We start from the raw sequence: 26,284 nt of genomic DNA, 5'->3' as shown, positions 1-26,284 counted from the left end.
GGCAAGGGCGAAAATCGGTACGGGCATCATCCTTTGCAGGGCTCCTGGGCTGCCGGGGCCGCTGTCTGTGCCGGCAGACCGAAGAGGCGGACGGCATTTTCCGAGGTGACCCGCAGCACCTCTTCCACCGGGATCTTCTTCAGTTCCGCAATACGCCCGGCCACGGCCGGCAGGATCAGGCTGGTGTTGCGCACCTTTCTCCGCTTCTTTTGGTCCAGCTGCGGGCAGGAGGGCAGCACATAGGGACCGTCTGTCTCCAGCAGAAGACTTTCCAGCGGGGTGGAGACAATGGCCTGTTCCAGGCCATGGGTTCGGGGGCTGTTCATCAGCAGGGAACCGCCGATGCCCAGCTTCAGTCCCAGCGCGGTATAGGCAGCGGCGGTTTCCTGCGTGCCGCAGAAGCAATGGCATACCCCGCCGTGCAGCCAGTGCCGGCATCCCCTCAGGATGCGCAGCGCATCCGCGTCGGCTTCCCGGATGTGAAGGATCAGCGGCAGGCTGTGCCGGTGGGCCAGCCGGAGCTGGTAGAGAAACCAGGCCATCTGCCGCAGCCGGTGCTGCTCTTTCCTGGGGTGGTGGTAGTCCAGGCCGGTCTCCCCGACAGCCACTACAGCGGGATGCTTCAGGAATTCATCCAGCTTCCGGCGTTCGTTCCAGTGGAGCCGTACGGTGTGCTTCTTGCCCTGCAGCAAGGTCTTGTATTCCCAGGTGCGGGTGGGATGTACCCCCACGGCCCCATACACAAAACCCGGCCACTGCTCCGCCAGCGCCAGCAGCTTTTCGTTGGAGGTGATGCCGATGCCGGGATCGAGGCAGCAGGAAATCCCCGCGGCGCGCAGCTCCTCGATCAGCTGTTCGCGGGTCCCCTGCCGGATGACGCCGTTTCCGTCGCGGTCCAGCGCAAGATAGGGGAACTGGGCGTCAAACAGGAAATGGGAAAGATGAATGTGGGTATCGATCACAGGGCATCACTCCTTTCTGATGGATTCTATTATAGCATGTCCGACCGGTTCCCTCAACAACAGCCCCGGCGGGCATTTGCTCACCGGGGACTGGTGCGGATTCAGGGGCGAGGGTCCGGCAAACTCCGGTACGTGTCGATTATCGCCTGCAGAAGTTCCCGCTTCTGCTTCACGGGGCAGTTCAGCTGGTTCAGGGCAGCGCGCACGCAATCGGCGTGGAGTTCCGCAATCCGCTGTGCCAGTTCCTCCTTGCCGCCCCTGGTTTGGGGAAACTGTACGGTCATCTGCAGGGGCGGGCTGTTTTTCATCCGGTCACCTCCCGATTCCCGTCGTCTGGTGCATTGTATGGCGGAAAGCCTGTCTTCTATGACCTGTCGCCTCATACAATGGGGATGGAAAGGAAGGCGATCCGCCATGCCCAGAAATCAGGATGTCATTGCCATCTACTCCCGGAAGTCCCGTTTTACCGGCAAAGGGGAGAGCATCGGCAACCAGGTGGAGCTGTGCAGGGCGTACATCCGCACCGCCTTCGGAGATGCCTGGGCCGACCGAGCCGTCGTCTTTGAGGACGAGGGTTTTTCCGGGGGCAATCTGAACCGTCCGGACTTCCGGCGGATGATGCAGGCCGCCCGGGAACGCCGGTTCCGGGCGGTGGTGGTCTACCGCCTGGACCGGATCAGCCGCAACATCAGCGACTTTTCTGCCCTCATCGAGGAACTGGGGCGGCTGGGCATCGACTTTATCTCCATCCGGGAGAGTTTCGACACATCCAGTCCCATGGGGCGGGCCATGATGTACATTGCCTCGGTGTTCAGCCAGCTGGAGCGGGAGACCATCGCCGAGCGCATCCGGGACAATATGCACGAGCTGGCCAAGACCGGGCGTTGGCTGGGGGGCACCACCCCTACCGGGTACACCTCCGAGGCGGTCAGGACCGTCACGGTGGACGGCAGGAGCAAGCGGGCCTGCCGGCTCAGACTCCTTCCCGAGGAAGCCGCGGTCGTCCGGGAAATCTACGACCTGTACGGCGAGACGGACTCCCTCACCGGGACCGAGGCTGAACTGCTGCGCCGGCAGATCCGCACCAAAAACGGACGGAGCTTCACCCGGTTTTCCATACGGGGAATTTTGCAGAACCCGGTCTATCTCATTGCAGACCGGGATGCTTACCAATACTTTCTGGAGAAGCAGGCCGAGCTGTTCTCGGCACCGGAGGAGTTTGACGGCGTCCGGGGTATCCTGGCCTACAACCGCACCGACCAGGAGAAGGGCCGGGCCACCGTCTACCGGCCTGTCTGTGAGTGGATCGTATCGGTGGGGCAGCATCCGGGACTGATCCCGGGCAAGGCCTGGGTCCGCGTCCAGGAATCCCTGGAACGCAACAAGTCCAACGCCTACCGCAAGCCCCGCAGCAACGAGGCCCTGCTCACCGGTCTGCTCTGGTGCCGCTGCGGCAGCCGGATGTACCCAAAGCTCTCCCGGCGGGAAACGGCAGAGGGCAAACGGATCTTCCACTACGTCTGCAAGAGCAAGGAGCGCAGCAAGCGCCGTCTGTGCAACGGCAAAAATGCAGAGGGCAACCTTCTGGATGGGGCGGTCCTGGCGCAGATCCGGGAACTGACAGGGGAGAAAAGCGGGTTCCTCTCCCGGCTGGAAAAGAGCAAAGGGCTGTATACCGGCCGGACCGAATCCGAACGGCCGCTGGAGGAGCTGCGGCAGCAGCAGGCGGAAAATGACCGGAAGATCCGGGCTCTGGTGGATTCACTGGCGGATTTCGGAGACAGTACGGCCCTGGACCATCTCAAAAAGCGTATCGAGGAGCTGCATGCCGGACAGGCCGAACTACAGGAGCGGATCGGAGCGCTGGAAGACCGGGAGGTCCGCCGGAACTTGAACGACAGGGAGTTCGACCTTCTGCGGCAGCGGCTTGCGTCCTTCCGGGACTGCGTGGACAGCATGACGGTGGAGCAGAAACGGGCGGCTGTCCGCGGGGTGGTGCGCAAGGTGGTCTGGGACGGTCAGCGTGCCCGGGTGGTGCTGTGGGGCGCGGAGGAGGCAGACGATGAGCAGGAACCGACGCTTTGGGGAGAGGATAGCAAATGAACTGCGGATGGAGCTGCGGCGCACCCGGCGGGAGGGGACGCTACTCTCCCTGCAGGAGCCGCTGGAGGGCAGCGAGGGGCAGCTGACACTGGCGGACACTTTGCCGGACCCGGCGGTGATGGAGGATGACTGCGAGCGCCGCGCCGATGCGGCACGGCTGCGCAAGCTGCTGGAAACGCTGCCGCCGCGGGAGCAGCAGGTGCTGACCCGACGCTACGGTCTGGATGGTCGGCCGCCCTGCACCCAGCAGGAAATCGCCGGGCAGATGGGCATCAGCCGGAGCTATATCTCCCGGCTGGAGAAGCGGGCGCTGCAGGCGCTTTCGGCCCGGTGGGGCAGTGAAAACGTCCGTCGGGGAAAATGAGCGGAAAATCCATGCCGGAAAATGGAATTATGTGGTGTGCGTTTCTGGAATGCGCACAGAAAAAACGGATGCAAAATTCCGGAACAATATGCAGGATTTTGGAATAAATATCCGATACAACGCTAAAATACAAAATCGTTATACGGCTGTGTCGGAAATATGAATAAAGAAATATGAATAAATGTGAAAAAATTATTAAATAACAGGAATCGACAACAGAAATTGTGCAAAACGCATTGACATTTCAACCAAAAGCAGATACTATCTAAGTATCTTATAACGAGGGAGAGTAGACTGTCGTGCATCTGACAAAAAGTGAACAGCAGATCATGGAGATCTTCTGGCAGGCGGACCACCCGATGGCCCAGACCGAAGTGGTTTCCACCTGCGTGGACCGTAAATGGAAAGAGCGTTCGATCTTTTCCATGCTCAACAGCCTGATGGAGAAAGGCGTCTTGAAGGAAGTGGGGTTTGTCCGCAGCGGCAAGACCTATGCGCGCACCTTTGAACCGGCGCTGTCCCATGCGGAGTATCTGGCAGAAGTGATCGTAGAGCAGCTTCCGGCGGACCAGTTCCCTGAACTGCTGGCCGCCCTGCTCAAGCGGGTGGAGATCACCCCGGCGATCCAGAAGGAACTGCGCACCGCGGTACGGGAAAATGGTCAGTGAAGAAAATCCAGGGGAGAGTATGAAAAAACAGCCCACCGTGAGGTTACGGTAGGCTGCTTTTGTTTTATTAAGGAAGAAAACGGATCAGCTGCGGCAGATCATGCCGCTGGCAGCGATGGCCTCCACGGCCTGGCGGATCTTCTCCACCGGCATGGTCAGGGCGAAGCGGACATAGCCTTCCCCGCTGGGGCCGAAGCTGGAACCGGGGGTGCAGATAACATTGGCCTTCTCGATGAGTTCCAGACAGAAGTCCATGCTGCTCTCATACCCGGCGGGAATGGGGGCCCATACGAACATGCTGCCATGGCTGTCGGGCACATTCCAGCCGATGCTGCGCAAGCCGCCGCAGAGGGCGTCTCGGCGGCGCTGATACTCGGCACACTGGCGCTGCACGCCGTCCAGCGGGCCGGTGAGCGCAGCGATGGCTGCCTTCTGGATGGGCAGGAACATGCCGAAGTCGATCTGGGTGCGCAGCTTCTTGCAGGCGGCCACCACATCGGGGCGTCCCACCAGGAAGCTGATGCGGGCACCGGTGACGTTGAAGCTCTTGCTCAGGCTGAAAAACTCCACCGCGCATTCCTCGGCGCCCGGCGTGTTGAAGATGCTGCCGCCGTGGGCTCCGTCAAAGATGATGTCGCTGTAGGCGTTGTCATGGACCAGCAGAATGTCGTACTTGCGGCAGAACGCCACGATCTCGGCATAGAGCTCCGGAGTGCCGATGCTGCCCACCGGGTTGGCCGGCAGGCTGACCAGCATGAGCTTGGCGGCGCGGGCCACCTCCTCGGGGATGGAGGATACGTCGGGCAGGAAGTGGTTTTCCCTGGTCAGACGGTAGTACCAGGGCTTGGCGCCGCCCAGCATGCAGCCGGTCATGAACACCGGATAGCAGGGGTCGGGCAACAGCACCACGTCTCCGTCGTTGCACAGCGCCAGTCCCAAATGGCCGATGCCGTCCTGGCTGCCGGAAAAACTCATGACCCTGTCCGGGGTGATGCTGTCCACCCCGAAGCGGCGCTGGTAGTAATCGCAGACGGCCTGCAGCAGCTCGGGCAGATCGCGCAGGCTGTATTTCCAGTTCTCGTCGTCCTGCGCGGCATCGATGAGCGCCTGCTTGATGTGGGGCGCCGGCGCAAAATCCGGCGTGCCCACGCTTAAATTATACAGATGACGGCCCTCGGCCTCCAGGGCGACCTTCTTGTCGTTGAGGGCAGCAAAGATCTCGGGGCCGAACAGTTCCAACCGATGGGAAAATTCCATGCCAAAAACCTCGTTTCCAAAATGGGAATGAACCCTATTATACGCCGGCTTTCGCCTCCTTGCAAGCCCTGTCGGTTCGTGTTATGATTAGGAAAATCAAAGAATTTTGTACAGGAGAATCCCTATGGATAAACGCAATCGATTGGCGCTTGCCTATCTTCTGGCGGGCATTTCGGCGGCCGGACGGGCCATGTTGGCCATGCCCGACAACACCCAGCTGCAGGAGCTTTCCCTGACGGTGCTGGCGGTGGTGGGCTATCTGCTGATCGCCCGCCGCACCGTACTGCCCCTGGTATGCGGGGCGGCGCAGCTGGTGCTGGAGCTGATCCTCTGCGGCAGCCAGAACGGCGGCGTCTGGGTCTGGCTGCTGCCACTGCTGCGGTCCCTGGACCTCTGGATCCTGCTTCTCACCACAGTGCTCATGCTGCGCCAGGCCGGCATGCCCCACCGCCTGATGCCGGGGGTGGCCGCCCTGCCGCTGGCCGTCTACACCGTTGCGCACCAGCTGGGCCGGCCGGCAGTGGTCTCCTCCACGGCGTTCATCCTCTTCAGTGTGCTGCTGCTGTGGTATGCGGTACTGATGATCCGTGCCTACAACGCTGCCCGGGTCAGGGAATGATTCGGAGGTTGTAGAATCGGGCCGAATATGGTATACTGCTTATAATTGTTGAATCTTTGCCCAGGAAGGAAGGCTTATTCATGATTCCTTTTAACGTGCCCCCCTGTGTCGGGGACGAGATCGAATATGTCAAGCAGGCCATCGACTCCCACAAGATCTGCGGAGACGGTGCCTTTACCAAGCAGTGCAACGCCTGGATGGAGGAGCGCTTCGGCGCCCAGAAGGTGCTGCTGACCACCAGCGGCACCACCGCGCTGGATATGGCCATGCTGCTGTGCGGGCTGGAGCCGGGGGATGAAGTCATCCTGCCCAGCTACACCTTCTCCAGTACGGCCACGGCGGCGGTGCTGGCCGGGGCCAAGCTCGTGTTTGTGGACATCCGCCCCGACACGATGAACATCGATGAGACCAAGATCGAGGCGGCCATCACCGATCGCACCAAGGTCATCATCGTCATGCACTACGCCGGCGTCGCCTGCGAGATGGACACCATCCTGGACATCGCCCACCGCCACAACCTGATGGTGGTGGAGGATGCAGCCCAGGGCGTCATGAGCACCTATAAAGGCAAGGCGCTGGGCACCATCGGCGACTTCGGCTGCTACTCCTTCCACGAGACCAAGAACTACTCCATGGGCGAGGGCGGCGCGCTGGTCATCAACAATCCCGCATACAACGAGCGGGCCGAGATCCTGCGGGAAAAAGGCACCAACCGTGCCAAGTTCTTCCGCGGCCAGGTGGACAAGTATACCTGGGTGGACTTCGGCGACAGCTATCTGCCCAGCGAGCTGAACGCGGCCTATCTGTGGGCCCAGCTGCTTCACGCCGACGAGATCAACGACAACCGCATGGCTACCTGGAATGCCTACCGTGCGGCTTTCGCACCGCTGGCTCAGGCCGGCAAGGTGGAGCTGCAGACCATCCCGGAGGACTGCGTGCACAACGCCCATATGTTCTACCTCAAGTGCAAGGATCTGGAGGAGCGCACGGCGCTGATCCGCTATCTCAAGGACAACGGCATCCTGGCGGTGTTCCACTACATTCCGCTGCACTCTGCCCCGGCGGGCCGCAAATTCGGCCGCTTTGACGGGGAGGATCGCTACACCACCCGGGAGAGCGAACGGCTGGTACGGCTGCCCCTCTACTACGGCATGACCGAAGAGGACCGCAACCGGGTCATCGACTGTGTTTTTGCGTTCTATGCGCAGTAAATCCTTCTGGCCGGGCACGGCGGCCACCCTGGCGGCGGCGCTGGCCTTTTTGCTGCTCTATGAGTGGCTGGTCTACAAGGTCCCCGTCACCGGCATCTACCTGCCTGCCAGCTCCTGGAGCGACGAAGTCGTCTACAGCAAACAGCTGTCGGCGGTGGTGGAATACGGTGCACCCCAGGGGTATTTCGGCTTCAACGAATCCCATGCGGACATCGGCACCTTTGCGGCCTGGGGACCGGCCATCTTCTGGCTGTACGCCATCCCCGGCTTTTTCTTCCGGGGACAGAATGCTTTTCTTTGGTGCAACCTGTTTTTCGTGGCGGCGGGCTGGCTGGTCTTTGCCCGGGCTGCCTGGCTCAAGGCCTGGCAGCAGGCGGCTTTCGGCGTCGTGCTGGCCTGTCTGAACGCGCCGGTGCGCTATGTTTTTTCCGCCATGCAGGAGCCGCTGCACTATGCGCTGGCACTGGCCATCACCGGCACGGCGGTGCTGGTGCGTCGGACTGGCCGCAAACCGGCCTGGGCGGCGCTGGCCATCCTCTGCGCGGCGGCCACCCTGGCCCGGCCCTATAATGCCGTCTATTGGCTCTATCCGCTGGTGCTGGCCTGGCCGCACCGGCGGGCCTTGCTGCGCTGCGGGACGGGGGCACTGGCTTCGCTGGCGGCGACGCTGGTGCTGATGTCCAAATTCTACGCACCCTACTTTTTCACCAACGTGGATACCGCACCGCTCAAGATGCTGGCCCATCTGCAGGTGTTCTCGGCAGTCCGCTACACGGCGGACAAACTGCGCACCGCCTTCACCCAGGTGGGGCAGGAGATCGCCGGGGCGCTGCGGGGCGAAGGCGGCGGCTACTACCTGATCTTTTTGCTGCTGCTGGCGGTGACCGTCGGCTGCCTTGTGTGGGACCGGCGCCATAAGCGGCCGGTTTTCTGGAAGGGCTGTGCGGCGGCAGCTTCCGCCGTGATTTTTCTGGCTCTCATGGTGATGTACCGCACCACCGAGGCTTCCCGCCATACGCTGGTGCTGGATATCCTGCTGCTGGCGGCGCTGGTGCTGGAAAGTCCGCGCCCTGCCCTGGGAACCGCGGCGGTTACCCTGGCCCTGACGGCGGCGGGGATCCTGGGGTTGACGGCGGGGGGCGGCTTCGGCATGCCCTCCTGGCGGGAGGCCATCGCTCAGGAGAGTCAGCAGCTCACTGCTGCGCTGACCGAGAGTCAGGCGGCCATCCGGAGCGACGATCCCTGGGATCACACCGTGGCCTATTCCTTCGGGGATGCCGCCCACGTGGGCATGCTCTACGCGGTGCCGGACGGCATGGGGCTGCAGTTTGACGAGGCAGGATACCTTGAGGACGGGAGCCATGTCATCCGCTCCCGTTATCTGATGACCTCCCCGGGCAGCGCGGTGGAAGCGCGCCTTTTGGACGAGGGATGGACGCTCCTGCATCAGGGGCAGTATTGTACCGTGTATGAGCGGGGATGAGAGAGGAATGAATCGTATGCAGGAACTTCCCGTTATCACCGGGCAGCTGGTGGTGCTGCGCCCCATCACCGATGGGGACACCGGCCGCATTGTGACCTGGCGCAACACGCCGTCGGTGATGCAGAACTTTATCTTCCGCGAAAAATTCACCCCGGAGATGCACCGGCACTGGCTGGCCACCAAGGTGGCCACCGGGCAGGTGGTGCAGTATATCATCGAGGACAAGACCGACGGCCGGCCGGTGGGTTCGGTCTATTACCGGGATGTGGATCACGCCAACCGCAGCGCCGAGTACGGCATCTTCATCGGCGAGGAATCGGCCCGGGGCAAGGGCTTCGGCACCGAGACCGCCCGATTGTTCACCGACTTTGGCTTTACCACGCTGGGGCTCCATCGGATCAGTCTGCGGCTGCTGGCGGAAAATCTGCCTGCACGCCGCAGCTATGAAAAGGCCGGCTTCGTGCTGGAGGGAATCTGCCGGGATATGGTAGTGCTGGACGGGCAGTACCGCGATGTTGTGTTTATGGCCAAGCTGGCCGGGGAGGGCCGGAATGGCGACCGTACGGAATAACAAACTGGTACGCCGGTGCAAAACCTGGCTGCAAAAGACCCCCAACGCGCTGCTCTGCGTTTTGGGGGCAGTGCTGTTTTTGCTGGTGTTTTATTCGCTGGCCTACCGCACGCCGCTGAATCAGGTCTGGATCGCCCCGAATATGGACAATGACGAGGTCATCTACAACCGCCAGGTGGTCAGTGTACTGACCCATGGCGGGCCCCAGGGGTATTTCGGCTATCAGGAGGGCCACGCCGACATCGGCCGGTACGGCACCTGGGGCCCCTTCCTGATCTGGATGTATGCCCTGCCGGGCTTTTTGTTCGGTGCCGGGGTCAATACGGTGTTCTGGTGCAATATCTTCTTTACCATTGTGGGGATGGCGTTCTTTGTGCGCGCGGCCCGGCTGAAAGTCTGGCAGCAGATGGTCTGCGCCCTCACACTGGTCTGCCTGTGGGTGCCGCTGAGCCTGGTGTTCTGCGGCTCTTCCGAGGCGCTGCACTACGCCCTGGCGCTGGTCATCGTGGGCAGCTCGGCGGCGCTGCTGCGCGGGTTCCGTCCCGGCTGGTTCGCCGTGGCGGTGATCGCCTGCGCGTTGGAAACCATCTTCCGCCCCTATGCGCTGCTGTTCTGGGCCTTCCCGCTGGCGGCGCTGTGGCAGGGGACGAAACGCCGCAAGATCCTCTGCGGCGCTGCGGCGGCCGCCAGCTTTGTGGTGGCCCTGTTTTCCATGACCAAGCTCTCGGCGCCCTATTTCAGCGGCGGCGGCATGGATTTTTCCGGCCTGCAGCGGCTGCTCACCGGCGATGTGGCCGGTGCGGTGGGCTATGAGCTGACCCGCGCTGCCAAGGAACTGCATACCGCCTGGCTCAGCATCCTGCCCACCCTGCAGGGGGATCCCCAGTATGTGGGTACCGGCTGTGTGATCTTTGTGGTGATGGTGCTCGTCACTGTGGGCTGTCTGGTCTATGATCTGTGCCGCGGGCGGCCCTGCCGTTTCAAGGTCTGTGCGCTGGTCTGTGCCGGCGTCATCGCCCTGGTGCTGGTCTTTATGTACAACATCGCCCCCCGGCACCTGGCGCTGCTCTGCATGCTGATGCTGGGCGCTGTCACGGTGGAAAATGCCCGCCAGGCTGTGGTCTACCTGCCGGTGCTGATGATCCTGCTGCTGCCCATGAACGCACAGCGCAGCAGCCTGTCCACCTGGAATGCCGAGATGGGGGAACAGATCACCGCCGTGGAGACCGCCCTCACCCAGCGTGTGGAGGCACGGGACAGCGACGATCCCTGGGATCATACGCTGGCCTATGCCTACGACGACGATGTCTTCCATGGCTATCTTTACGCGGTGCCGGCGGGTGTGGGCATTGAGTTTGACTGGAATACCTATCTGGCCGATGAGACCCAGACCATTTATTCCCGGTATGCCATGGTGAACCATGGCACCGAGGCGGAGGCCCGTCTGCTGGCAGACGGCTGGCAGGAGGTTGTCTCCACCAGGGATCTGGTGGTCTACGAACGGCCGGACGCCGTGTCATAAAGGGAGAAAAACGTATGCAGAAACTATCCTATGTGATTCCCTGCTACCGCTCGGAACACACGCTGGCCGGGGTGGTGCGGGAAGTCACCGATACCATGCGCACCATGCCCCAGTATGACTATGAAATCGTGCTGGTCAATGACTGTTCGCCGGACGGCACGCTGGGCACCATCCGCAGCCTGGTGGCGGCGGATCCCCATGTACAGGGGGTGGACCTGGCCCGCAATTTCGGCCAGCATGCCGCCCTGATGGCCGGTTTCCACCAGTGCACCGGAGATATCATCATCTGCCTGGACGACGACGGCCAGACCCCCGCCGACGAGGTGGGCAAGCTGCTGGAAAAGATCCAGGCCGGGTATGACGTGGTCTATGCCAGCTACGACAACAAGCGGCAGGCAGGCTGGCGCAATTTCGGCAGCTGGGTGAACAGCAAGATGACCGAGATCATGCTGGGCAAGCCGCCCGAGCTGGTGGTCAACAGCTACTTTGCCGCCCGCCGCTTCGTGATGGACGAGATGATCCGCTATGAGCACTGCTATCCCTATGTGATCGGTCTGGTGCTGCGCACCACCAAGAACATCTGCAATGTGTCGGTGCACCACCGTGCCCGGGAGGAGGGCCGCTCCGGCTATACGCTGGGCAAGCTGCTGGGACTGTGGATGAACGGGTTTACCTCCTTTTCGGTCAAGCCGCTGCGCATCGCCACCTATTTCGGCACCCTGTCGGCGGTGGCAGGCTTCTTCTATATCATCTACATCATCATCAGCCATTTCACCCGCCACACCGCCCCGCTGGGCTGGGCTTCCACCACGGCACTGCTGCTCCTTCTGGGCGGGATCATCCTCATTGTCCTGGGCCTGATCGGGGAGTATGTGGGCCGCATCTATATGTGCGCCAACAACGCGCCACAGTATGTGGCACGGGAGTATCTGCACCATGAGGAGGCGTCCCGGTGAAACAGGCGAAATGGTTCCTTATCCTGCATATCTTCCTGGGCATCTACGCCATGAGCAGCGTCTGCAGCAAACTGGCGGCCCGGCAGGCCTTCCTCAGCGTGCCGTTCTTTCTGCTCTACGGCGGTATGCTGGCGGCGCTGGTCGTCTATGCCTTCGGCTGGCAGCAGGTCATCAAACATCTGCCGCTGACCACCGCCTACGCCAACAAGGCTGTCACCGTTGTCTGGGGCATTCTGCTGGGGTTCCTCCTGTTTGACGAGACCGTTACCCTGCGGCAGGTCCTGGGGGCGGTCATCATTGTGGCTGGCATCGTGCTCTTTGTCCGGGCCGACCACGAAGGGGAGGATTGCTCATGACACAGGCTCAGCTTCCCTATGTATTGCTCTACCTTTTCAGCACCTTTCTGGCATCGGTGTCCCAGGTACTGCTCAAAAAGGCCGCCGTGCGGGAACACAAATCCCTGCTGGCCGAGTATACCGACTGGCGGGTCTTGCTGGGGTATGGCCTTTTTGTGGGCTGCACGCTGCTGACGATGCTGGCCTACAAGGGGGTGCCGCTGAATGTGGGTCCTGTACTGGAGGCCACCGGCTACCTGTATGTGACGATCTTTGGTATTACCATTTTCCATGAGAAGATGAACCCCAGAAAGATTCTGGCGCTGGCCCTCATCATTGTGGGAATTCTGGTCTACGCGCTGTAAAAGAACAAAACAAAACCCCGGCGGGATTTGAACCGCCCCAGATTGTGCAGACAGCACAAAAAAGCCCCGGGTGTAGGAATATTCAGTTTTAGCAGGAGTGGCGCAGCGTCAGCGGCGCTACTCCTGTTTTACTTTGGATACGCTCGTAGTTGTAAAAATGGATATAGCGGTCAATCATTTCATTTGCTTCAGAGAAGGTTGCCGGTTTGTGGCGGTAGATGCACTCTGTTTTTAGGATAGAGAAAAAGTTTTCCGCCATTGCGTTGTCATACGGGTTTCCACGTCTTGACATCGAAGGCGTAATGCCGTATTGTTGAGTTAGCTTGAAATATGCTTGGGATGTGTATTGAAAGCCTTGGTCGCTGTGGAGCTGCAACTCCGCAGCGGCCTTCTTCTTTTCTCTGCGCACTGCTTGGCGAATGGTGTCAAGGACCAGGTTCACCGTTTGCTGTGTCGCAGTCTTGTAGGACACAATACTGTTGTCGTACAGATCACGGATCATAGACAGATACAATACACCTTGTTTGGTCTTAATATAGGAAATATCGGTCACCCATTTGCTGTTCGGGGCTTCAGCGTGAAAGTCCCGGTTGAGAAGATTCTCGTATTTGTATACCTGCTGGCCCATCTGTTTCCATTTCCTGCGGCGGCGAATCTCCGCCAACAGGCCGTATTTTTGCATGACACGCAGAATTGTCTTGGGATTATGGTAAATACCTTTGTTTTCCTTCAGCCATTGCCACATCCGCCGGTAACCGTAAGTATGAAAGCATTTGCTTTGCTGCTGCCGGATCGTTTCGGCAAGGCCAGCATCCTTCTCCGGACGGTCCATTCGCCTTACAAAGCTGTAATATCCGCTTCTGGACACCGAAAAAAATTTGCACATAACCAGTATAGGGGACTCTTTCCTGTGGCGGTAAATCACCGCATACTTCGCTTTTGCTCTCACTTCCTTCCTGTGGATTGCAGAAAATCCCGCAGCAATTCATTCTCCATTTTCAAACGCTGGATCTCATATGCCTGCTCCGCTATGATGTCTCTTGGCACAGCATTCTTCCTTGGCCGTCCTTTCGACCGCGGAATAATCCCTGCTTCCAGCTTCCGCTCTTTTCGGCGTTCCCGTGTCAACAGTTGCTTCACCACATATTTGTCTTTAAATCCATAGTACTCCGCCACTTCCCGCTGTGTTTTTCCTTCTGCCAGCATTGCCTTGATTCGAGGCAACAGTTCTTGAATGTGTGTGTAATTTCGTTTATTCATGACAATACCCCCTGATGTAGTACTTACATTTTCCTACATCAGGGGGTATTTTGTCACTGTCCGTTTTTACTGGACCTGTTCAATTTCCGTCGGGGATTTTTTGTATTTACCACCATTCGGGCAGACGCTCTTTGCGGTGGCGGTGATGCAGGGGCGAGGTTTCGGTCTCCACCACGGCGGCGAGGTAATCCAGCGCCAGGGCCAGCAGGATGCCGAACACCACATCGATCACACTGTGCTGCTTGAGCAGCATGGTGGAAAGGGTGATGGCCAGACAGAGCCCTGCGGCGGCCGGGCGCATCCAGCGGCGGCGAGGCGCGTCGAAGCAGCTGCAGCGGTAGTAGGCCAGCATCAGCGTCACCGAGTTGAACACATGGATGGAAGGGCAGACGTTGGTGGGGGTGTCGTGGCGGTAGAGGGTGCGCACTGCCTCGGCAAAAATGTCGTTGCCGGCAATGCTGTGGGGACGCAGCGCCAGCCCGTTGGGAACCATCACGTAGAACAGCAGCGACAATGTCATGCCAGCGAACAGGGGCAGGCAGAGCCGCCAGAAATCCGACCGCGGGGCATGCCGCAGTATGTAAAACAGCGTGAACGGGATCCACGGGAACCACATCACATAGGGAATGATCGCATATTTGCAGAAGGGGATCAGGTCATCCAGGCGGCAGTGGACCCACAGATCCGGCACCAGAATGGTCTTCTCCAGAAAATGGAAACAGAGCAAATAAAATAATGCATACAGCGCCATGAACCATACAGGATGACGCATACACCAGTTACGCATAGGAAACTCCTTTTATCTTCCAAACGAAACAGCATACCTATGGCGATGTACCATTATACGCCGAAAACCGCGGCAAAAGCAAGCGGAAAAGACGACAAGAAAATCCGGTGCGTTTTGCCGGAATTTGTACGACTTGGCGATGCTATGCCATAAATTGGGCTTCTGTATACTATAACGACGCAGAATGGAAAACTGTTGCAATCTTTGTAAAATTTTTTGAGAAAAACGGCTGCAGAAAAACCGCCCTCCGGCATGCCGGAGGGCGGGCAAAAGCGAAGGTCAGGACCGGGCGCGGCGCCGTACCAGCCAGCAGAGCAGGCTGCCGGCGGCGCACAGCAGGGAGAGCAGCTCGCATCCGCGCCACCACAGGGGACTGTGCCAGGCGATGGCGATGGTGCCGTTGTATCCGGCGGGGATCGTCAGCACAATGCGGGCATTCTCGCCGCTGGTGAAGGGAACCGCAGTGCCGGTGGCGGTATCGGCGGCCGTGTAATGGCCGTAGTTGAAGATGGGCACCGAGATGTCGGCATCGCCGCCTGCGTTCTCCACACTCAGATAGGCGACGCCCTGCTTTTTCTCGTAGCCGGTCAGCGTCAGTTCCTCGCTGCCGGGTTTGGGCTGGGCCCAGATCGTTTCATAGATACTGCACCCGTCGATCATATATTCGCCCAGGCCCACGTCCCGGGTGTCGTCCCGGCTGATGGTGTTGCCGGTCAGCTCCGAACAGGTGAGCAGCTGCATCTGGAAGACGCTCACGCTCAGCACCGTGCAGGCCGCCAGCACAAAGGTCCCCAGCCGGAGCATCTGCGGCCGGTGCTGCCCCGCCAGCCGCAGCGCCAGCAGGGTGGCGGCACAGAACAGCAGGGTGGCCAGCGCCAGAAACCGCCAGGGATACTGGAAGGTGCCGGTCAGCTTGGCGATGCCGCTGCCCACCCAGCTTTCCAGGAAATCCCAGGGGAAAATCTGCAGGGAGAGGATCACCGCCAGGGTGCCCAGCCCGGCTGTCAGCCGCAGGGCGGGGGGGAGCTCCCACCGGTCGCGGCGGAACAGGCAGAAGACCACCAGGGCCACACCCAGCACCAGAGGCAGGCCGAGTGTCAGGCTCATGTCGGTGGAGGTGCCCGACGAGGTGCCGCCGAAGCCGGGGCCAAAGGGATTGAGCAGCTGCATCAGGGTCAGACCCTCACTCTGGGGCTTGCCGGGCAGACCCTCGTTGACCTGCAGCGGTACCGAGAGGCTGGTGGAGATGAAGGGGAACAGGAACCAGGCGCTCAGCCCGAAAGCCAGCAGGGCGGCCTTGCACCAGGCCAGCAGGCGGGCGGGGCGCAGCGTCTGCCGCAGCCGCAGCAGGCAGAACAGCAGGAGAAAAGCGCCGGTGAGTTCGGTGGAGATCAGATGGCTTTGCACCAGAGCCGCCATGCCGAAGGCCAGGGGCGCCCACTGGGCAAAACGGGGCTTTTCGCAGGTGTAGATCTCGTAGACGCCCAGCAGCACCAGCGGCAGGAAACTCATGGCGGTGTATTCTCCCACCGCGGCGCGGAAATAGACGCAGACCAGCCGGTAGGTCGACAGCGTATAGAGGGCGGCGCCCAGCACACCGCCGCGGCGGCTGCCGGAGATCCGGGCAAAGCAGAGATAGCTGAAGCCGCAGGCTGCCAGCGTCACCCCAAAGATGTACACCTGGTAGCAGGTGCGCAGCGGCAGCCAGGCGTTGTACAGCAGGGCAGGCAGCAGCAAAAACAGTTCACAGTAGCACAGCGGGTTGATGTAGCCGTAGCCGTTCAGAGTGGTAGTGGTAATGCGCACCGGGAACTGCCCGTAGGACAACTCGGCGGCCATGGCGGTGATGCGCTGCAGGTGGTAGCGCAGGTCGTGGCCGAAATAGAGATGGTCGCTGAAGAGCGGCAGACAGGCCAGCACCGTGATGCCCAGCAGAGCCAGCGGCAGCCGCAGGGCGCGGCGTCGGGGGGCGCCCTGGGCACCGGTGCAGGCAAAGAGCAGCCAGCCGAGAAAATCCACCACGGCAAAGAAGAAGACAAAGCAGACCAGGCGGGTCAGCCGGTAGATGGGCTGTTCGGTAAAGCGGATGCCGTACAGATAGAGCTGCCCTTCCCCATAATGCAGGGTGGCGGTCAGGTCCTGCAGTCTGGCGCCGGAGCTGACCCACAGTCGGGTGGAGACCGTGCGGTGGCCGTCATCCAGGGTCAGGGCGTCGGCTTGCACGGCGGAAGGCGTCTTTTCAGAGGAGAAGGTCAGCGACCCGGCACTCTGCTGCACACTGAAGGTGGGAGCGTCGGGGGTCTGGCAGGAAAAGTAGTCCACCGTCACCTCGTAGGCGCCGGAAGGCAGTGCCGTGCCGGCCGAGGAAAAGGTGATCTCCTTGTCGGTGGTAAAACCGCTGTCATTCCAGATCTGCAGGGCGCCGCCGTCCTCGCTGAGGGCGGCAATGCCGGAAAAATTGTTGGCAAAGGTGTCGGGGGTCAGCGCCAGGGTGTACGCCGGCCCGAACAGCCCTGCCGCCAGCCAGACCGTCACCGCCAGCCAGACCGTCACCGCCAGTTCCACCGCCAGGAGAGCGGCGAACAGCTTGTTTTTCCGCAGCAGGGAAACCAGGTGTTGCATCGTTGTAACCTCTTTTCAGGACTCAGCCGTCCCAGATCATGATCTTGGCGTTGAGGATGGAGGAGTCCTCCACCGTGGCAAGATAGTCCCCCTTGGCGTTGCGCGGGGTCTTGTCGCAGTCCAGCAGGCAGATGGCCCGGGCTTCCTCGGTGCCGTCCGGCAGACGGACCTTGTATTTGATCACCGCGTTGTCGGGCACCACAGCGCCCTGCACATAAACCTGCAGGGTGTCCAGCAACTCGCCGGTGGTGTCCTGGGCGCGGCCGCACCAGGCCAGATCGTAGCCGCCATAGTTGCGGTAGGTCTGGTAGCCGTACACAGAGCCGGTCAGATCGTCGGGCACTTCCCCGGCGCCCATCACCTGGGCGTGGAGCTCCCGTCCCGTGAACCGGCTGAAGAAGTTGGACTCCGCGTCGGGGTTGCTGCCCCAGACGTTTTCGTTGCAGAGGATCAGATCATCGCCGGTGACGGCATCCGCCAGCCCGGCCGAGATGGTATCCACAAAGAAGTAATAGTTGTCCAGGTTCTGGGCATGATGGTTGCGCAGGCAGGCGCGGGTGTAGGCACCGTTGGCGCAGAGGCCCACGGCAATGAGCCCCGTCAGTGCCAGCCGCAGCAGCACGCCGGGCACCCGGGGCAGGCGGGACAGGGCACCGGCCAGCAGGGCCACCAGGGCCGCCAGCAGCAAGGCCAGGCCCACAGAACTGGCCGCAGCCGGGATGTAGCCCCACTTCCAGGTGATGGCTTCCGGCTGCTGGTATCGCTCGGAACAGGCCAGCAGCAGCGCCGGACCGGCCCAGAGCGCCAGGCCCAGCAGGGCCAGACCGCCCAGCGTTTTGGAGCGGGTCTTCCACCGCGGGGCGGCAAAACAGAGCGCCAGTCCCACCACAAGGCCCAGCAGCAGCGGCCAGAGCTTGTCGCCGCCGGTGATGACGCCGGGATCCTGCTCCTGCAGCAGGGGATTGAGGAAGGGGATGGAGGCGGCCATCTGCTGTACCGTGACCCGGGCAATCTCGGGCAGGTTCAGGGCCAGGGCGTTGCCGGTGGAACCGGTGCCCCGGGAACAGCCCAGATGGAAGGCCAGGGCCACAGCGGTGCCGGCCAGCGTGGGCGCACAGCCCAGCAGGCCCTTTTTCAGGCTGCGGCGGAGCACCACCCACAGCACCACGGCGATCACGGTGTACATGTAGCCGATCTCGTAGGTGCCGCAGGAAACAAAGGCCAGCACCCCGGCAGCCACGCCCCAGCGGCGATGACCGGTATCCTCCAGCCGCAGCAGGCACAGCCAGCCCGCCATGGCCCAGAACAGGGCCTTCTGGGGGACAGCGTAGTAGCTGTACATGCCCTCATTGTAAAGCGGAGCCAACGCCAGTCCCAGCGCAAAACAGCCCAATGCCATCGCGTTGCTGCGGCTGAGTTTTGCGATCACCCGGCTGGTCAGGAACCCGGCCGCGGCGGTCACGGCGATGATATACAGCCGGTAGCTGGTCAGATTGCCGAAAAACAGCAGCGAAAACGCCGAGGGGTAATGGAACGGGAAAAACCGGACCTGATGCAGGGTAAAATATTCCAGCCGTTCGCCCAGGTCCCGCCAGAGGTATTCCCAGAAGGACATGCGGTTGAAATCGAACATCCATTTGTTCAGGGTCAGTTTGTCGTCGCCCTCAGGCGGTACGCTGATGGTGACGCGCAGATACATCACGGCAAAAGCCAGGATCAGCAGGTATCCGGCCGCCAGCAGCAGCCGGCGGTGCCGCCGGCAAAGGGTGGAAAGGGAATTCATCAGGGGCCTCCTTGTCCGGGAATACAAAAATACACCTTATTATAGCACGCGGCCGCTTGGGACGCAATGCGGCAGGATTTGTGCATCCCGGCGCTTCTTTTTGCAGGAAGGAAACCGTCTTTTGGCGGATTTGCGCGTTTTGCGCCTCCCGTGCCGGTCATCTTGCGTTTTGCAGAGAAATATGGTATCATACATTACAATATGCGTTCACTGTACTTTTTGCAGGGCGCATAAAATTTCAATACAGAAAGTAGAGTTGGTAGTTTCCCCAATGGACGATGGCAGTATATTTATGATCGTGGCACTGGTTGTACTGGTGTGCATGTCGGCCTTCTTTTCTTCGGCCGAAACCGCGTATTCTTCCTTGAACCTGATCCGTCTGCGCAGCCGCGCCGACGCAGGCGACCGGCAGGCCGCCAAGGTCCTCTCGCTGGCCGAGCGGTACGACAGCCTGCTCAGCACCATCCTCATCGGCAACAATATCGTCAACATCGGCGCGTCCTCCATCGGCACGGTGCTTTTCACCCAGGTGCTGGGCGGAGCGTACGGCCCCACGGTATCCACCGTTGTGCTGACCCTGGTGGTGCTCACCTTTGGTGAGATCACCCCCAAGAGTATGGCCAAGGAGATGCCGGAATCGCTGGCGCTGAGCTTTGCGCCCACCCTCAGCGTGCTGGTCACGGTGTTCACCCCGCTGAACTGGATCTTCGGACAGTGGAAAAACTTCCTCGCCAAGCGTTTTTACAAAGGTGAGCGGGACACCATCACCGAAGGTGAGCTCGTCACCATGGTCAGTGAGGCCGAAAAGGACGGCGAGCTGACCGACCGGGAGAGCGAGCTGATCCGCAGCGCCATCGAATTCGATGACGTGGAAGTGGAGGACGTCCTGACGCCCCGCGTGGATGTGGTGGCCGTGGAGGACGACACGCCAATGGAAGAGGTCGTGGATATGTTTGCCGAGAGCGGGTATTCCCGCCTGCCGGTCTACCACGAGACCATCGACAATATCATCGGCGTGGTGCATGAGAAGGACTGCTTCGCGGCGCTGCGCAAGGGCAACGTCAAAGAGGTGAAACTGGAAAACCTCGTGAGCCCGACGCTGTACACCACCACCGCCACCCAGATTTCCAGCCTGCTGCTGACCCTGCGGGAAAGCAAGCACCATATGGCCGTCGTGGTGGATGAATACGGCGGCACCGCCGGCATCATCACGCTGGAGGATATCCTGGAGGAGCTGGTGGGCGAGATCTGGGATGAACATGACGACGTCGTGGAGGAGATCCACCAGCAGAGCGACGGCAGCTGGCTGGTGTCCGGCGCCGCCGGCATCGACGATGTGGCCGAGGAACTCTCCATCAAGGACCAGGAGGAGATCGACGCCATCGCCATCAGTGGCCTGGTGCAGGAAAAGCTGGGCCGTCTGCCCAAGGTGGGGGACCACTTTGTGTGGGGCGACTGCGACGGCACGGTGACCCGTGTGAGCCACCGCCGCGTGCAGGAGGTCCGCCTGACCCGCCGCCCGCCGGAGGAGGAACCCCGCAAGGGGGACCGCCGGGAGCACCGGGAGCGGGAAAACCGCCGCGCTCAATAATTGACCATAAAACCACAGCGGCGTGCAAGCCTGAAAGCCTGCACGCCGCTGCTCTTTTGTGACATACAAAAATAAAAAAGCCCGGAACTTTCGTTCCGGACTGATTTGGTGGACGGTACAGGACTCGAACCTGTGACCTCCTGCACGTCAAGCAGATGCTCTACCAGCTGAGCTAACCGTCCATGTTCTTGGGCGCCGCGCTTCTTGCGACGCCAATAATCATACCAAACCCGAACGAAAAAATCAACCCCTTTTTTCAAAAAAAATCAACTTTTTTTGAAAATAACGATGCATTGAGGTTTTATGGAAAACAAAAAGCCGGAATGCACGGTGGACGGCATCAGGATTTTGTGGTATACTATATCGGTTAAAGTGGGGAGGTGTAGAAAGTTGCGGGTACTGGGCATTGATCCCGGGTATGCCATCGTGGGCTGGGGGGTCGTGGAGTATGTGGGAAACCGGTTTTCCCCTATCGGCTACGGCGCCATCCTCACGGAGAAGGATACCCCCTTTGAACAGCGCCTGTGCGAGATCTACGACTCGGTGCTGGATGTCTGCCGCCGGTATGCGCCGGAGGCGCTCTCCATCGAAAAACTGTACTACCAGCACAACCAGACCACCGTCATCGGTGTGGCGGAAGCCCGCGGGGTGATCCTGCTGGCGGCTGCCCAGTGCGGTGTGCCGATCTACGAATACACCCCTATGCAGGTCAAACAGGCCATCACCGGATACGGCAAGGCCGTGAAAAAGCAGATCCAGGAGATGACCCGCATGATGCTGCACCTGGAAACCATCCCCAAACCCGACGACACGGCGGACGCGCTGGGCATGGCCATTGCCCATTGCCATTGCAGCCGCAGCCGCCTGATGGGCACGCAGCCGCGCTGAGCGCCGTGCCCCTTTGAACAGCAAGGAAGGATACCATGATCTATTGCCTGACCGGCAAAATTCTGAAAAAGACGCTGGACACCGCCGTCATCAGCTGCGGCGGGGTGGGATATGCCGTGCAGATCCCTGCCACCACCGGCGAGGCGCTGCCCGCCCCGGGGCAGGAGGGCACGGTCTACACCGTCATGAACGTCAGCGAGAACGATGTCTCCCTCTACGGCTTTGCCACCGAGGAACAGCGGGACTGTTTCAAGATGCTCACCGCCGTCTCCGGCGTGGGACCCAAGGCGGGCCTGGCCATCCTCTCGGTGATGAGCCCCGAAAAAATCGCCCTGGCGGCCTCCTCCGGCGACCACAAGGCCTTTACCAAGGCCTCGGGCGTGGGACCGAAGCTGGCCCAGCGCATCACCCTGGAACTGAAGGACAAGGTGGGCAAGGGCCTGGCCGACGGCACCGGCTTCGGCGGGGCGGACCTCTCGGCGCCCATGCCCAGTTCTGCCCCTGCCCAGGCGGTGGCGGCTCTGGTCAGCCTGGGCTATACACCCTCCGACGCGGCGGCGGCCGTGGCCCGGGTGGACGAGACCCTGTCCGTGCAGGACATCATCAAAGTGGCGCTGCGCAGCCTGTCGCGCGCCCGGTAAAGGAGGGGACAGACCGCTATGAATCAGGAATACACCGTAGATCCCAGCCGGCTGGTCAGCCCCGACGCCCTGCCTGCCGACGCGGAAGAGATCAGCCTGCGCCCCAAAACCCTGGACGACTATGTGGGCCAGGAAAAGGCCAAGGGCAACCTGCGGGTCTATCTGCGGGCAGCCCAGCAGCGTGGCGAGCCCATGGACCACATCCTGCTCTACGGCCCGCCGGGCCTGGGCAAAACCACCCTGGCCGGCATTGTGGCCCAGGAGATGGGGGTACAGATCCGCATCACCTCGGGCCCTGCCATCGAGAAGCCTGGTGACCTGGCCGCCCTGCTGACCAATCTGCAGGAGGGGGACGTCCTTTTTATTGACGAGATCCACCGCCTTTCCCGCCAGGTGGAGGAGGTGCTCTACCCGGCTTTGGAGGACTATGCCCTGGATATCATGATCGGCAAAGGCCCCAGTGCCCAGAGCATCCGCATCAACCTGCCCCGGTTCACGCTGATCGGCGCCACCACCCGGGCCGGGCAGCTCACCGGGCCGCTGCGGGACCGCTTCGGCATCCTGCTCAAGCTGGAGCCCTACAGCCCCAAGGAACTGGCACAGATCATCACCCGCAGCGCCGGCATTCTGGGGATCCCCATCACCGAGGAAGGGGCCCTGGAACTGGCCCGCTGCAGCCGCGGTACGCCCCGTATCGCCAACCGTCTGCTCAAGCGGGTGCGGGATTTTGCCACCGTGCAGGGGGACGGCACCATCGACGAGGAGACCGCCGTGGAAGCCCGCAAGTGGATGGACATCGACGAGATGGGCCTGGACGAGCTGGACCGCAGCCTGCTGCGCGCCATCATCGAGATGTACGGCGGCGGGCCGGTGGGGCTGGAGACCCTGGCGGCGGCTCTGGGGGAGGAGAGCGTCACCCTGGAGGACCTCTGCGAACCCTATCTGATGCAGATGGGCATGCTGACCCGCACCCCGCGGGGGCGCTGCGTGACCCGGCTGGCCTACGAGCATCTGCATATGGCGGTGCCCCGCCGGTTTGATGAAGACGACGGCCAGCAGAGTATGTTTTGAGCACGACAGATCCGCACCGGCGGACAGGCCGGGCGCATAGAATAGGAAAAAACGATTTGAGTACGAAAGGACCTGATACTATGGGTAAACTGTTTGGAACCGACGGCGTCCGCGGCGTGGCGGGCAAGGACCTTACCTGTGAACTGGCGCTGCAGATCGGCCGCGGCACTGCGGCGGTGCTGACCCGCCTGGACGGGCACCGTCCCAAGATCCTCATCGGCAAGGACACCCGGGTCTCCGGCGACATGCTGGAGTCCACCCTGGCGGCGGGCCTGTGCAGCGTGGGTGCCGACGTGGACCTGCTGGGCGTGATCCCCACCCCCGGCGTGGCCTACCTGGTGCGCAAGTACCATGCCGACGCCGGCATCATGATCTCGGCCTCCCATAACCCCATGGAATTCAACGGCATCAAGATCTTCAAGGGGGACGGCTACAAGCTCCCCGACGAGGTGGAGGACCAGATCGAGGCCCATGTCTTCAACAACTGCGCCGACATCCGTCTGGCGGAGGGTGCCGACATCGGCCGCATCCATATGTGCCGCACCGGCATCGACGACTATGTGGATTTCCTGCAGGAGCACATCGATGCCGACCTCACCGGCCTGAAAGTGCTGTTTGACTGCGCCAACGGTGCCTCCGCGGCGGTGGCCCAGAAACTGTTCCCCCGCCTGGGCTGCGAGTGCGGCTTCATGGGTACCCTGCAGGACGGTGTTTCGGTGAACGACGGCTGCGGTTCCACCCATCTGGAAGCGCTGGAAGCTGCCGTCAAGGAAGGCGGCTATGACTGCGGCATTGCCTTTGACGGCGACGCCGACCGCTGCCTGGGCTGCGACGAAAACGGCGCCGAGATGGACGGCGACAAGATCATCGCCCTGGTGGGCGCTGATATGAAGGAGCGCGGCCGCCTGGACGGCAACACCGTGGTGGTGACCGTCATGTCCAACCTGGGCTTTATGAAGCATATGGAGGCCCTGGGCATTGAGACCGCCCGCACGGCGGTGGGCGACCGGTACGTGCTGGAGGAGATGCGGGCCCGGGGCTACGCCATCGGCGGTGAGCAGAGCGGCCACGTGATCTTCCTGCATCATTCCACCACCGGTGACGGCGAGCTGACCGCCGGCAAGCTGCTGAAAGTGCTGGCCCGCAAGAAGGCGGAAAACCCGGCCACCAAGATGAGCGACCTCAACGGGGTGTACACCAAGTTCCCCCAGGTGCTCATCAACCTGACGGCCAACAAGGAACAGAAACAGGCCTACAAAGAGGATGAATATATTGCCGGCTTCATCGAGAGCCAGCAGCAGAGCCTGATGGGCATGGGCCGTGTGCTGGTGCGCGTTTCCGGCACCGAGCCCAAGATCCGGGTCATGGTGGAGGGCGAAGACCATGCCGCCATCCAGACCAGCGCCGACCGCATCGCGGATATGATCCGCCAGCGCATCCTCGACAAGTAAGGAAGGAGAATCGCCTATGCGCCCTGCCGATACCTGGCGGGATTATGAACTGCTGGACGCCACCAACCACAACCGGCTGGAGCGCTGGGGCAGCACGCTGCTGATCCGCCCCGACCCGCAGGTCATCTGGAAAAATGCCGAGACCAGCCCGCTGTGGGCCAAGGCCGACGCCATCTACTACCGCTCCGCCAAGGGCGGCGGCCAGTGGAACTATCACAAAAAGCTGCCCCAGAAATGGCAGATCCACTGGCAGGACCTGACGCTTATCGTCAGTCCCACCGGCTTCAAGCATACCGGCGTATTCCCGGAACAGGCCGTCAACTGGGCCTGGTATCAGGAAAAAATACGGCAAGCGGGCCGTCCCATCAAGGTGCTCAACCTCTTCGGCTACACCGGCGGCGCAACCCTGGCCTGCCTGGCCGCAGGGGCCAGCGTGACCCATGTGGACGCCAGCAAAGGTATGGTGGCCTGGGCGCGGGAAAACGCCGCGGCCAGCCATCTGGCCGACCGGCCCTGCCGCTGGATCGTGGATGACTGCGCCAAATTTGTCCAGCGGGAGATCCGCCGCGGCAACAAGTATGACGGCGTCATCATGGACCCGCCCAGCTACGGGCGGGGGCCCGGCGGTGAGATCTGGAAGCTGGAGGACAATGTCTACGACCTCATCGCCCTCACCGAGCAGGTCCTCAGCGACGATCCGCTGTTCTTCGCCATCAACTCCTACACCGAGGGCCTCAGCCCGGCGGTGATGGAATACATCGTCAAAACGACCCTCTGCCCCGTGCAGGGCGGTCATACCCACTGCGACGAGATCGGTCTGCCGGTCTCGGCCACCGGCGGCGTGGTGCCCTGCGGTGCCACCGCCATTTGGGAGAAGTGATTATGCCTACCGAAACACCCATGCTCCGCGTACAGGAGGTAAAATTCCGCTATGATCCCGACCAGCCGCGCTACGCGGTGGACGGGGTCAGCATGGACCTGCACCGCGGGGAATTTGTGGCGGTGCTGGGGGCCAACGGCTGCGGCAAGAGCACGCTGGCCAAGCACCTGAACGCCATTCTTCTGCCCGAGACCGGCACCGTGCTGGTGGAGGACATGGACACCCGCAACGAGGAACACCTCTATGACATCCGCCAGAAGGTGGGCATGGTGTTCCAGAACCCCGACAACCAGATCGTCGCCACCATCGTGGAGGAGGACGTGGCCTTTGCGCCGGAAAATCTGGGCGTACCGCCGGCCGAGATCCGCACCCGCATCGACGAAGCCATGAAGCTGGCGGGCATCTACGAAAAACGGGATGCTGCGCCCTACAAACTGTCGGGAGGTCAGAAACAGCGGGTGGCCATTGCGGGGGTCATTGCCATGCGCCCCGACTGCCTGGTGCTGGACGAGGCCACCGCCATGCTGGATCCCCATGGCCGCGCCCAGGTCATGCGGACCATCCGCCAGCTGCGGGAGGCCGGCATCACCATCGTCTCCATCACCCACTATATGGAGGAGGCCGCCCAGGCCGACCGGGTACTGGTCATGAGCCGGGGCCGCATCGTCATGGAGGGCACCCCCGAGCAGGTCTTCAGCCAGACCGAGCGGCTGCACAGCTATCATCTGGATGTGCCCCAGGCCGCGGAACTGCGGGATGAACTGGTCAAGGCCGGCATCCCCATGCCGGAGAACGTCATCACCCCCGACCGCTGCGCCGAGGAACTGTTCCAACTGCTCAAGGACTGAAAAACCATCATCCCCTACAGGGCGGAAACGGCACCGGTGCAGAACC

At 61.5% G+C, this 26,284-nt stretch carries 26 protein-coding genes and 1 tRNA gene; 18 read left to right on the top strand and 9 right to left on the bottom strand.

Annotation, left to right across the window (positions count from 1 at the left end; all coding sequences use genetic code 11):
* Positions 1–26 precede the first annotated feature (26 nt).
* Both NQ490_RS04250 and NQ490_RS04245 read right to left on the bottom strand, forming a co-directional pair.
* Complete coding sequence (locus tag NQ490_RS04250) at positions 27–962, bottom strand: TatD family hydrolase (protein ID WP_007047617.1); 936 nt, start codon at positions 960–962, stop codon at positions 27–29.
* 101 nt (positions 963–1,063) lie between these two features.
* Positions 1,064–1,270: a hypothetical protein gene (locus NQ490_RS04245; protein WP_007047616.1), complete on the bottom strand. Its 207-nt coding sequence runs from the start codon at positions 1,268–1,270 to the stop codon at positions 1,064–1,066.
* A gap of 106 nt (positions 1,271–1,376) precedes the next feature.
* On the opposite strand from NQ490_RS04245, the gene NQ490_RS04240 reads away from it, so the two are divergent.
* From NQ490_RS04240 to NQ490_RS04230, 3 genes are all read left to right on the top strand, one after another.
* Positions 1,377–3,065 (top strand): recombinase family protein, encoded by a 1,689-nt coding sequence (locus NQ490_RS04240; protein WP_007047615.1) that lies wholly within the window; start codon positions 1,377–1,379, stop codon positions 3,063–3,065.
* On the top strand, positions 3,025–3,429 hold the full coding sequence (locus NQ490_RS04235) for a sigma-70 family RNA polymerase sigma factor (RefSeq protein WP_084759138.1): 405 nt from the start codon (positions 3,025–3,027) through the stop codon (positions 3,427–3,429). The genes NQ490_RS04240 and NQ490_RS04235 overlap by 41 nt, the downstream gene beginning before the upstream one ends.
* A 299-nt stretch (positions 3,430–3,728) precedes the next feature.
* Positions 3,729–4,097, top strand: a complete 369-nt coding sequence (locus NQ490_RS04230; protein ID WP_040917826.1) for a BlaI/MecI/CopY family transcriptional regulator — start codon at positions 3,729–3,731, stop codon at positions 4,095–4,097.
* Positions 4,098–4,181: 84 nt separating this feature from the next.
* Here NQ490_RS04230 and NQ490_RS04225 read toward each other — a convergent pair whose 3' ends face one another.
* The gene (locus NQ490_RS04225) at positions 4,182–5,354 is read right to left on the bottom strand and encodes a pyridoxal phosphate-dependent aminotransferase (RefSeq protein WP_007047611.1); all 1,173 of its coding nucleotides are present in this window, start codon (positions 5,352–5,354) and stop codon (positions 4,182–4,184) included.
* A gap of 124 nt (positions 5,355–5,478) precedes the next feature.
* Between NQ490_RS04225 and NQ490_RS04220 the strand changes: the two genes are divergently transcribed.
* The 8 genes from NQ490_RS04220 to NQ490_RS04185 all read left to right on the top strand — a co-directional run bounded on the left by NQ490_RS04220 (position 5,479) and on the right by NQ490_RS04185 (position 12,416).
* Positions 5,479–5,973 carry a hypothetical protein gene (locus NQ490_RS04220; RefSeq protein ID WP_007047610.1) on the top strand — a complete coding sequence of 165 codons (495 nt, stop codon included), beginning with the start codon at positions 5,479–5,481 and terminating at the stop codon, positions 5,971–5,973.
* A gap of 80 nt (positions 5,974–6,053) precedes the next feature.
* On the top strand, positions 6,054–7,184 hold the full coding sequence (rffA, locus tag NQ490_RS04215; RefSeq protein ID WP_007047609.1) for a dTDP-4-amino-4,6-dideoxygalactose transaminase: 1,131 nt from the start codon (positions 6,054–6,056) through the stop codon (positions 7,182–7,184).
* Complete coding sequence (locus NQ490_RS04210) at positions 7,174–8,667, top strand: hypothetical protein (RefSeq protein ID WP_007047608.1); 1,494 nt, start codon at positions 7,174–7,176, stop codon at positions 8,665–8,667. Before rffA ends, NQ490_RS04210 begins: the two co-directional genes overlap by 11 nt.
* A gap of 7 nt (positions 8,668–8,674) precedes the next feature.
* Positions 8,675–9,238, top strand: coding sequence for a GNAT family N-acetyltransferase (locus tag NQ490_RS04205; protein ID WP_187118515.1), 564 nt, complete (start codon positions 8,675–8,677; stop codon positions 9,236–9,238).
* Positions 9,219–10,760: a hypothetical protein gene (locus NQ490_RS04200; RefSeq protein ID WP_007047606.1), complete on the top strand. Its 1,542-nt coding sequence runs from the start codon at positions 9,219–9,221 to the stop codon at positions 10,758–10,760. Before NQ490_RS04205 ends, NQ490_RS04200 begins: the two co-directional genes overlap by 20 nt.
* Before the next feature lie 14 nt (positions 10,761–10,774).
* Positions 10,775–11,716 (top strand): glycosyltransferase family 2 protein, encoded by a 942-nt coding sequence (locus NQ490_RS04195; RefSeq protein ID WP_007047605.1) that lies wholly within the window; start codon positions 10,775–10,777, stop codon positions 11,714–11,716.
* Positions 11,713–12,072, top strand: coding sequence for an EamA family transporter (locus NQ490_RS04190; RefSeq protein ID WP_007047604.1), 360 nt, complete (start codon positions 11,713–11,715; stop codon positions 12,070–12,072). The genes NQ490_RS04195 and NQ490_RS04190 overlap by 4 nt, the downstream gene beginning before the upstream one ends.
* Positions 12,069–12,416, top strand: a complete 348-nt coding sequence (locus tag NQ490_RS04185) for an EamA family transporter (protein WP_007047603.1) — start codon at positions 12,069–12,071, stop codon at positions 12,414–12,416. Before NQ490_RS04190 ends, NQ490_RS04185 begins: the two co-directional genes overlap by 4 nt.
* 88 nt (positions 12,417–12,504) lie before the next feature.
* On the opposite strand, the gene NQ490_RS04180 is transcribed toward NQ490_RS04185, so the two are convergent.
* The 5 genes from NQ490_RS04180 to NQ490_RS04160 all read right to left on the bottom strand — a co-directional run bounded on the left by NQ490_RS04180 (position 12,505) and on the right by NQ490_RS04160 (position 18,868).
* A complete protein-coding gene (locus NQ490_RS04180; protein ID WP_242655008.1) occupies positions 12,505–13,341 on the bottom strand; it encodes an IS3 family transposase in 837 nt (278 codons plus the stop codon).
* Between the two features lie 20 nt (positions 13,342–13,361).
* Positions 13,362–13,676 (bottom strand): hypothetical protein, encoded by a 315-nt coding sequence (locus NQ490_RS04175; RefSeq protein ID WP_007047601.1) that lies wholly within the window; start codon positions 13,674–13,676, stop codon positions 13,362–13,364.
* A 106-nt stretch (positions 13,677–13,782) separates the two neighbouring features.
* Positions 13,783–14,463: a phosphatase PAP2 family protein gene (locus tag NQ490_RS04170; RefSeq protein ID WP_050764703.1), complete on the bottom strand. Its 681-nt coding sequence runs from the start codon at positions 14,461–14,463 to the stop codon at positions 13,783–13,785.
* A gap of 279 nt (positions 14,464–14,742) precedes the next feature.
* The gene (locus NQ490_RS04165) at positions 14,743–17,085 is read right to left on the bottom strand and encodes a glycosyltransferase family protein (protein ID WP_007047599.1); all 2,343 of its coding nucleotides are present in this window, start codon (positions 17,083–17,085) and stop codon (positions 14,743–14,745) included.
* A 22-nt stretch (positions 17,086–17,107) separates the two neighbouring features.
* Positions 17,108–18,868 (bottom strand): hypothetical protein, encoded by a 1,761-nt coding sequence (locus tag NQ490_RS04160; protein WP_259951624.1) that lies wholly within the window; start codon positions 18,866–18,868, stop codon positions 17,108–17,110.
* 271 nt (positions 18,869–19,139) lie between these two features.
* Between NQ490_RS04160 and NQ490_RS04155 the strand changes: the two genes are divergently transcribed.
* Positions 19,140–20,459, top strand: a complete 1,320-nt coding sequence (locus NQ490_RS04155) for an HlyC/CorC family transporter (RefSeq protein WP_007047595.1) — start codon at positions 19,140–19,142, stop codon at positions 20,457–20,459.
* A 106-nt stretch (positions 20,460–20,565) separates the two neighbouring features.
* On the opposite strand, the gene NQ490_RS04150 is transcribed toward NQ490_RS04155, so the two are convergent.
* Positions 20,566–20,641: transfer RNA gene (locus NQ490_RS04150), tRNA-Val, on the bottom strand.
* Positions 20,642–20,849: 208 nt separating this feature from the next.
* On the opposite strand from NQ490_RS04150, the gene ruvC reads away from it, so the two are divergent.
* The 6 genes from ruvC to NQ490_RS04120 all read left to right on the top strand — a co-directional run bounded on the left by ruvC (position 20,850) and on the right by NQ490_RS04120 (position 26,238).
* Entirely contained in the window at positions 20,850–21,347 is a 498-nt protein-coding gene (gene ruvC, locus NQ490_RS04145; RefSeq protein WP_040917823.1) for a crossover junction endodeoxyribonuclease RuvC, read from the top strand.
* Positions 21,348–21,382: 35 nt separating this feature from the next.
* Entirely contained in the window at positions 21,383–21,988 is a 606-nt protein-coding gene (ruvA, locus tag NQ490_RS04140) for a Holliday junction branch migration protein RuvA (protein ID WP_007047593.1), read from the top strand.
* A gap of 18 nt (positions 21,989–22,006) precedes the next feature.
* Entirely contained in the window at positions 22,007–23,059 is a 1,053-nt protein-coding gene (gene ruvB, locus NQ490_RS04135; RefSeq protein ID WP_007047592.1) for a Holliday junction branch migration DNA helicase RuvB, read from the top strand.
* Between the two features lie 80 nt (positions 23,060–23,139).
* Positions 23,140–24,510, top strand: coding sequence for a phosphoglucosamine mutase (gene glmM / locus NQ490_RS04130; protein WP_007047591.1), 1,371 nt, complete (start codon positions 23,140–23,142; stop codon positions 24,508–24,510).
* Between the two features lie 16 nt (positions 24,511–24,526).
* Positions 24,527–25,390 (top strand): class I SAM-dependent methyltransferase, encoded by an 864-nt coding sequence (locus NQ490_RS04125; protein ID WP_007047590.1) that lies wholly within the window; start codon positions 24,527–24,529, stop codon positions 25,388–25,390.
* 2 nt (positions 25,391–25,392) lie between these two features.
* Positions 25,393–26,238, top strand: a complete 846-nt coding sequence (locus tag NQ490_RS04120; RefSeq protein WP_147644695.1) for an energy-coupling factor transporter ATPase — start codon at positions 25,393–25,395, stop codon at positions 26,236–26,238.
* Positions 26,239–26,284 lie beyond the last annotated feature (46 nt).

The sequence above is a fragment of the Subdoligranulum variabile genome, assembly GCF_025152575.1.
In the GTDB taxonomy this organism is placed as follows: Bacteria; Bacillota; Clostridia; order Oscillospirales; family Ruminococcaceae; genus Gemmiger; species Gemmiger variabilis.
Note: the sequence above shows the minus strand (reverse complement) of the source record. Positions and strands in the feature narration are given on the sequence as shown.

What these genes read in the sequence shown, in the direction of transcription:
- NQ490_RS04245 (WP_007047616.1), bottom strand. Translation starts at nt 1,270, where the DNA reads ATGAAAAACAGCCCGCCCCTGCAGATGACCGTACAGTTTCCCCAAACC.
- NQ490_RS04240 (WP_007047615.1), top strand. Translation starts at nt 1,377, where the DNA reads ATGCCCAGAAATCAGGATGTCATTGCCATCTACTCCCGGAAGTCCCGT.
- NQ490_RS04235 (WP_084759138.1), top strand. Translation starts at nt 3,025, where the DNA reads ATGAGCAGGAACCGACGCTTTGGGGAGAGGATAGCAAATGAACTGCGG.
- NQ490_RS04225 (WP_007047611.1), bottom strand. Translation starts at nt 5,354, where the DNA reads ATGGAATTTTCCCATCGGTTGGAACTGTTCGGCCCCGAGATCTTTGCT.
- NQ490_RS04220 (WP_007047610.1), top strand. Translation starts at nt 5,479, where the DNA reads ATGGATAAACGCAATCGATTGGCGCTTGCCTATCTTCTGGCGGGCATT.
- rffA (WP_007047609.1), top strand. Translation starts at nt 6,054, where the DNA reads ATGATTCCTTTTAACGTGCCCCCCTGTGTCGGGGACGAGATCGAATAT.
- NQ490_RS04210 (WP_007047608.1), top strand. Translation starts at nt 7,174, where the DNA reads ATGCGCAGTAAATCCTTCTGGCCGGGCACGGCGGCCACCCTGGCGGCG.
- NQ490_RS04205 (WP_187118515.1), top strand. Translation starts at nt 8,675, where the DNA reads ATGAATCGTATGCAGGAACTTCCCGTTATCACCGGGCAGCTGGTGGTG.
- NQ490_RS04200 (WP_007047606.1), top strand. Translation starts at nt 9,219, where the DNA reads ATGGCGACCGTACGGAATAACAAACTGGTACGCCGGTGCAAAACCTGG.
- NQ490_RS04195 (WP_007047605.1), top strand. Translation starts at nt 10,775, where the DNA reads ATGCAGAAACTATCCTATGTGATTCCCTGCTACCGCTCGGAACACACG.
- NQ490_RS04185 (WP_007047603.1), top strand. Translation starts at nt 12,069, where the DNA reads ATGACACAGGCTCAGCTTCCCTATGTATTGCTCTACCTTTTCAGCACC.
- NQ490_RS04175 (WP_007047601.1), bottom strand. Translation starts at nt 13,676, where the DNA reads ATGAATAAACGAAATTACACACACATTCAAGAACTGTTGCCTCGAATC.
- NQ490_RS04170 (WP_050764703.1), bottom strand. Translation starts at nt 14,463, where the DNA reads ATGCGTAACTGGTGTATGCGTCATCCTGTATGGTTCATGGCGCTGTAT.
- NQ490_RS04165 (WP_007047599.1), bottom strand. Translation starts at nt 17,085, where the DNA reads ATGCAACACCTGGTTTCCCTGCTGCGGAAAAACAAGCTGTTCGCCGCT.
- NQ490_RS04160 (WP_259951624.1), bottom strand. Translation starts at nt 18,868, where the DNA reads ATGAATTCCCTTTCCACCCTTTGCCGGCGGCACCGCCGGCTGCTGCTG.
- NQ490_RS04155 (WP_007047595.1), top strand. Translation starts at nt 19,140, where the DNA reads ATGGACGATGGCAGTATATTTATGATCGTGGCACTGGTTGTACTGGTG.
- ruvA (WP_007047593.1), top strand. Translation starts at nt 21,383, where the DNA reads ATGATCTATTGCCTGACCGGCAAAATTCTGAAAAAGACGCTGGACACC.
- ruvB (WP_007047592.1), top strand. Translation starts at nt 22,007, where the DNA reads ATGAATCAGGAATACACCGTAGATCCCAGCCGGCTGGTCAGCCCCGAC.
- glmM (WP_007047591.1), top strand. Translation starts at nt 23,140, where the DNA reads ATGGGTAAACTGTTTGGAACCGACGGCGTCCGCGGCGTGGCGGGCAAG.
- NQ490_RS04125 (WP_007047590.1), top strand. Translation starts at nt 24,527, where the DNA reads ATGCGCCCTGCCGATACCTGGCGGGATTATGAACTGCTGGACGCCACC.
- NQ490_RS04120 (WP_147644695.1), top strand. Translation starts at nt 25,393, where the DNA reads ATGCCTACCGAAACACCCATGCTCCGCGTACAGGAGGTAAAATTCCGC.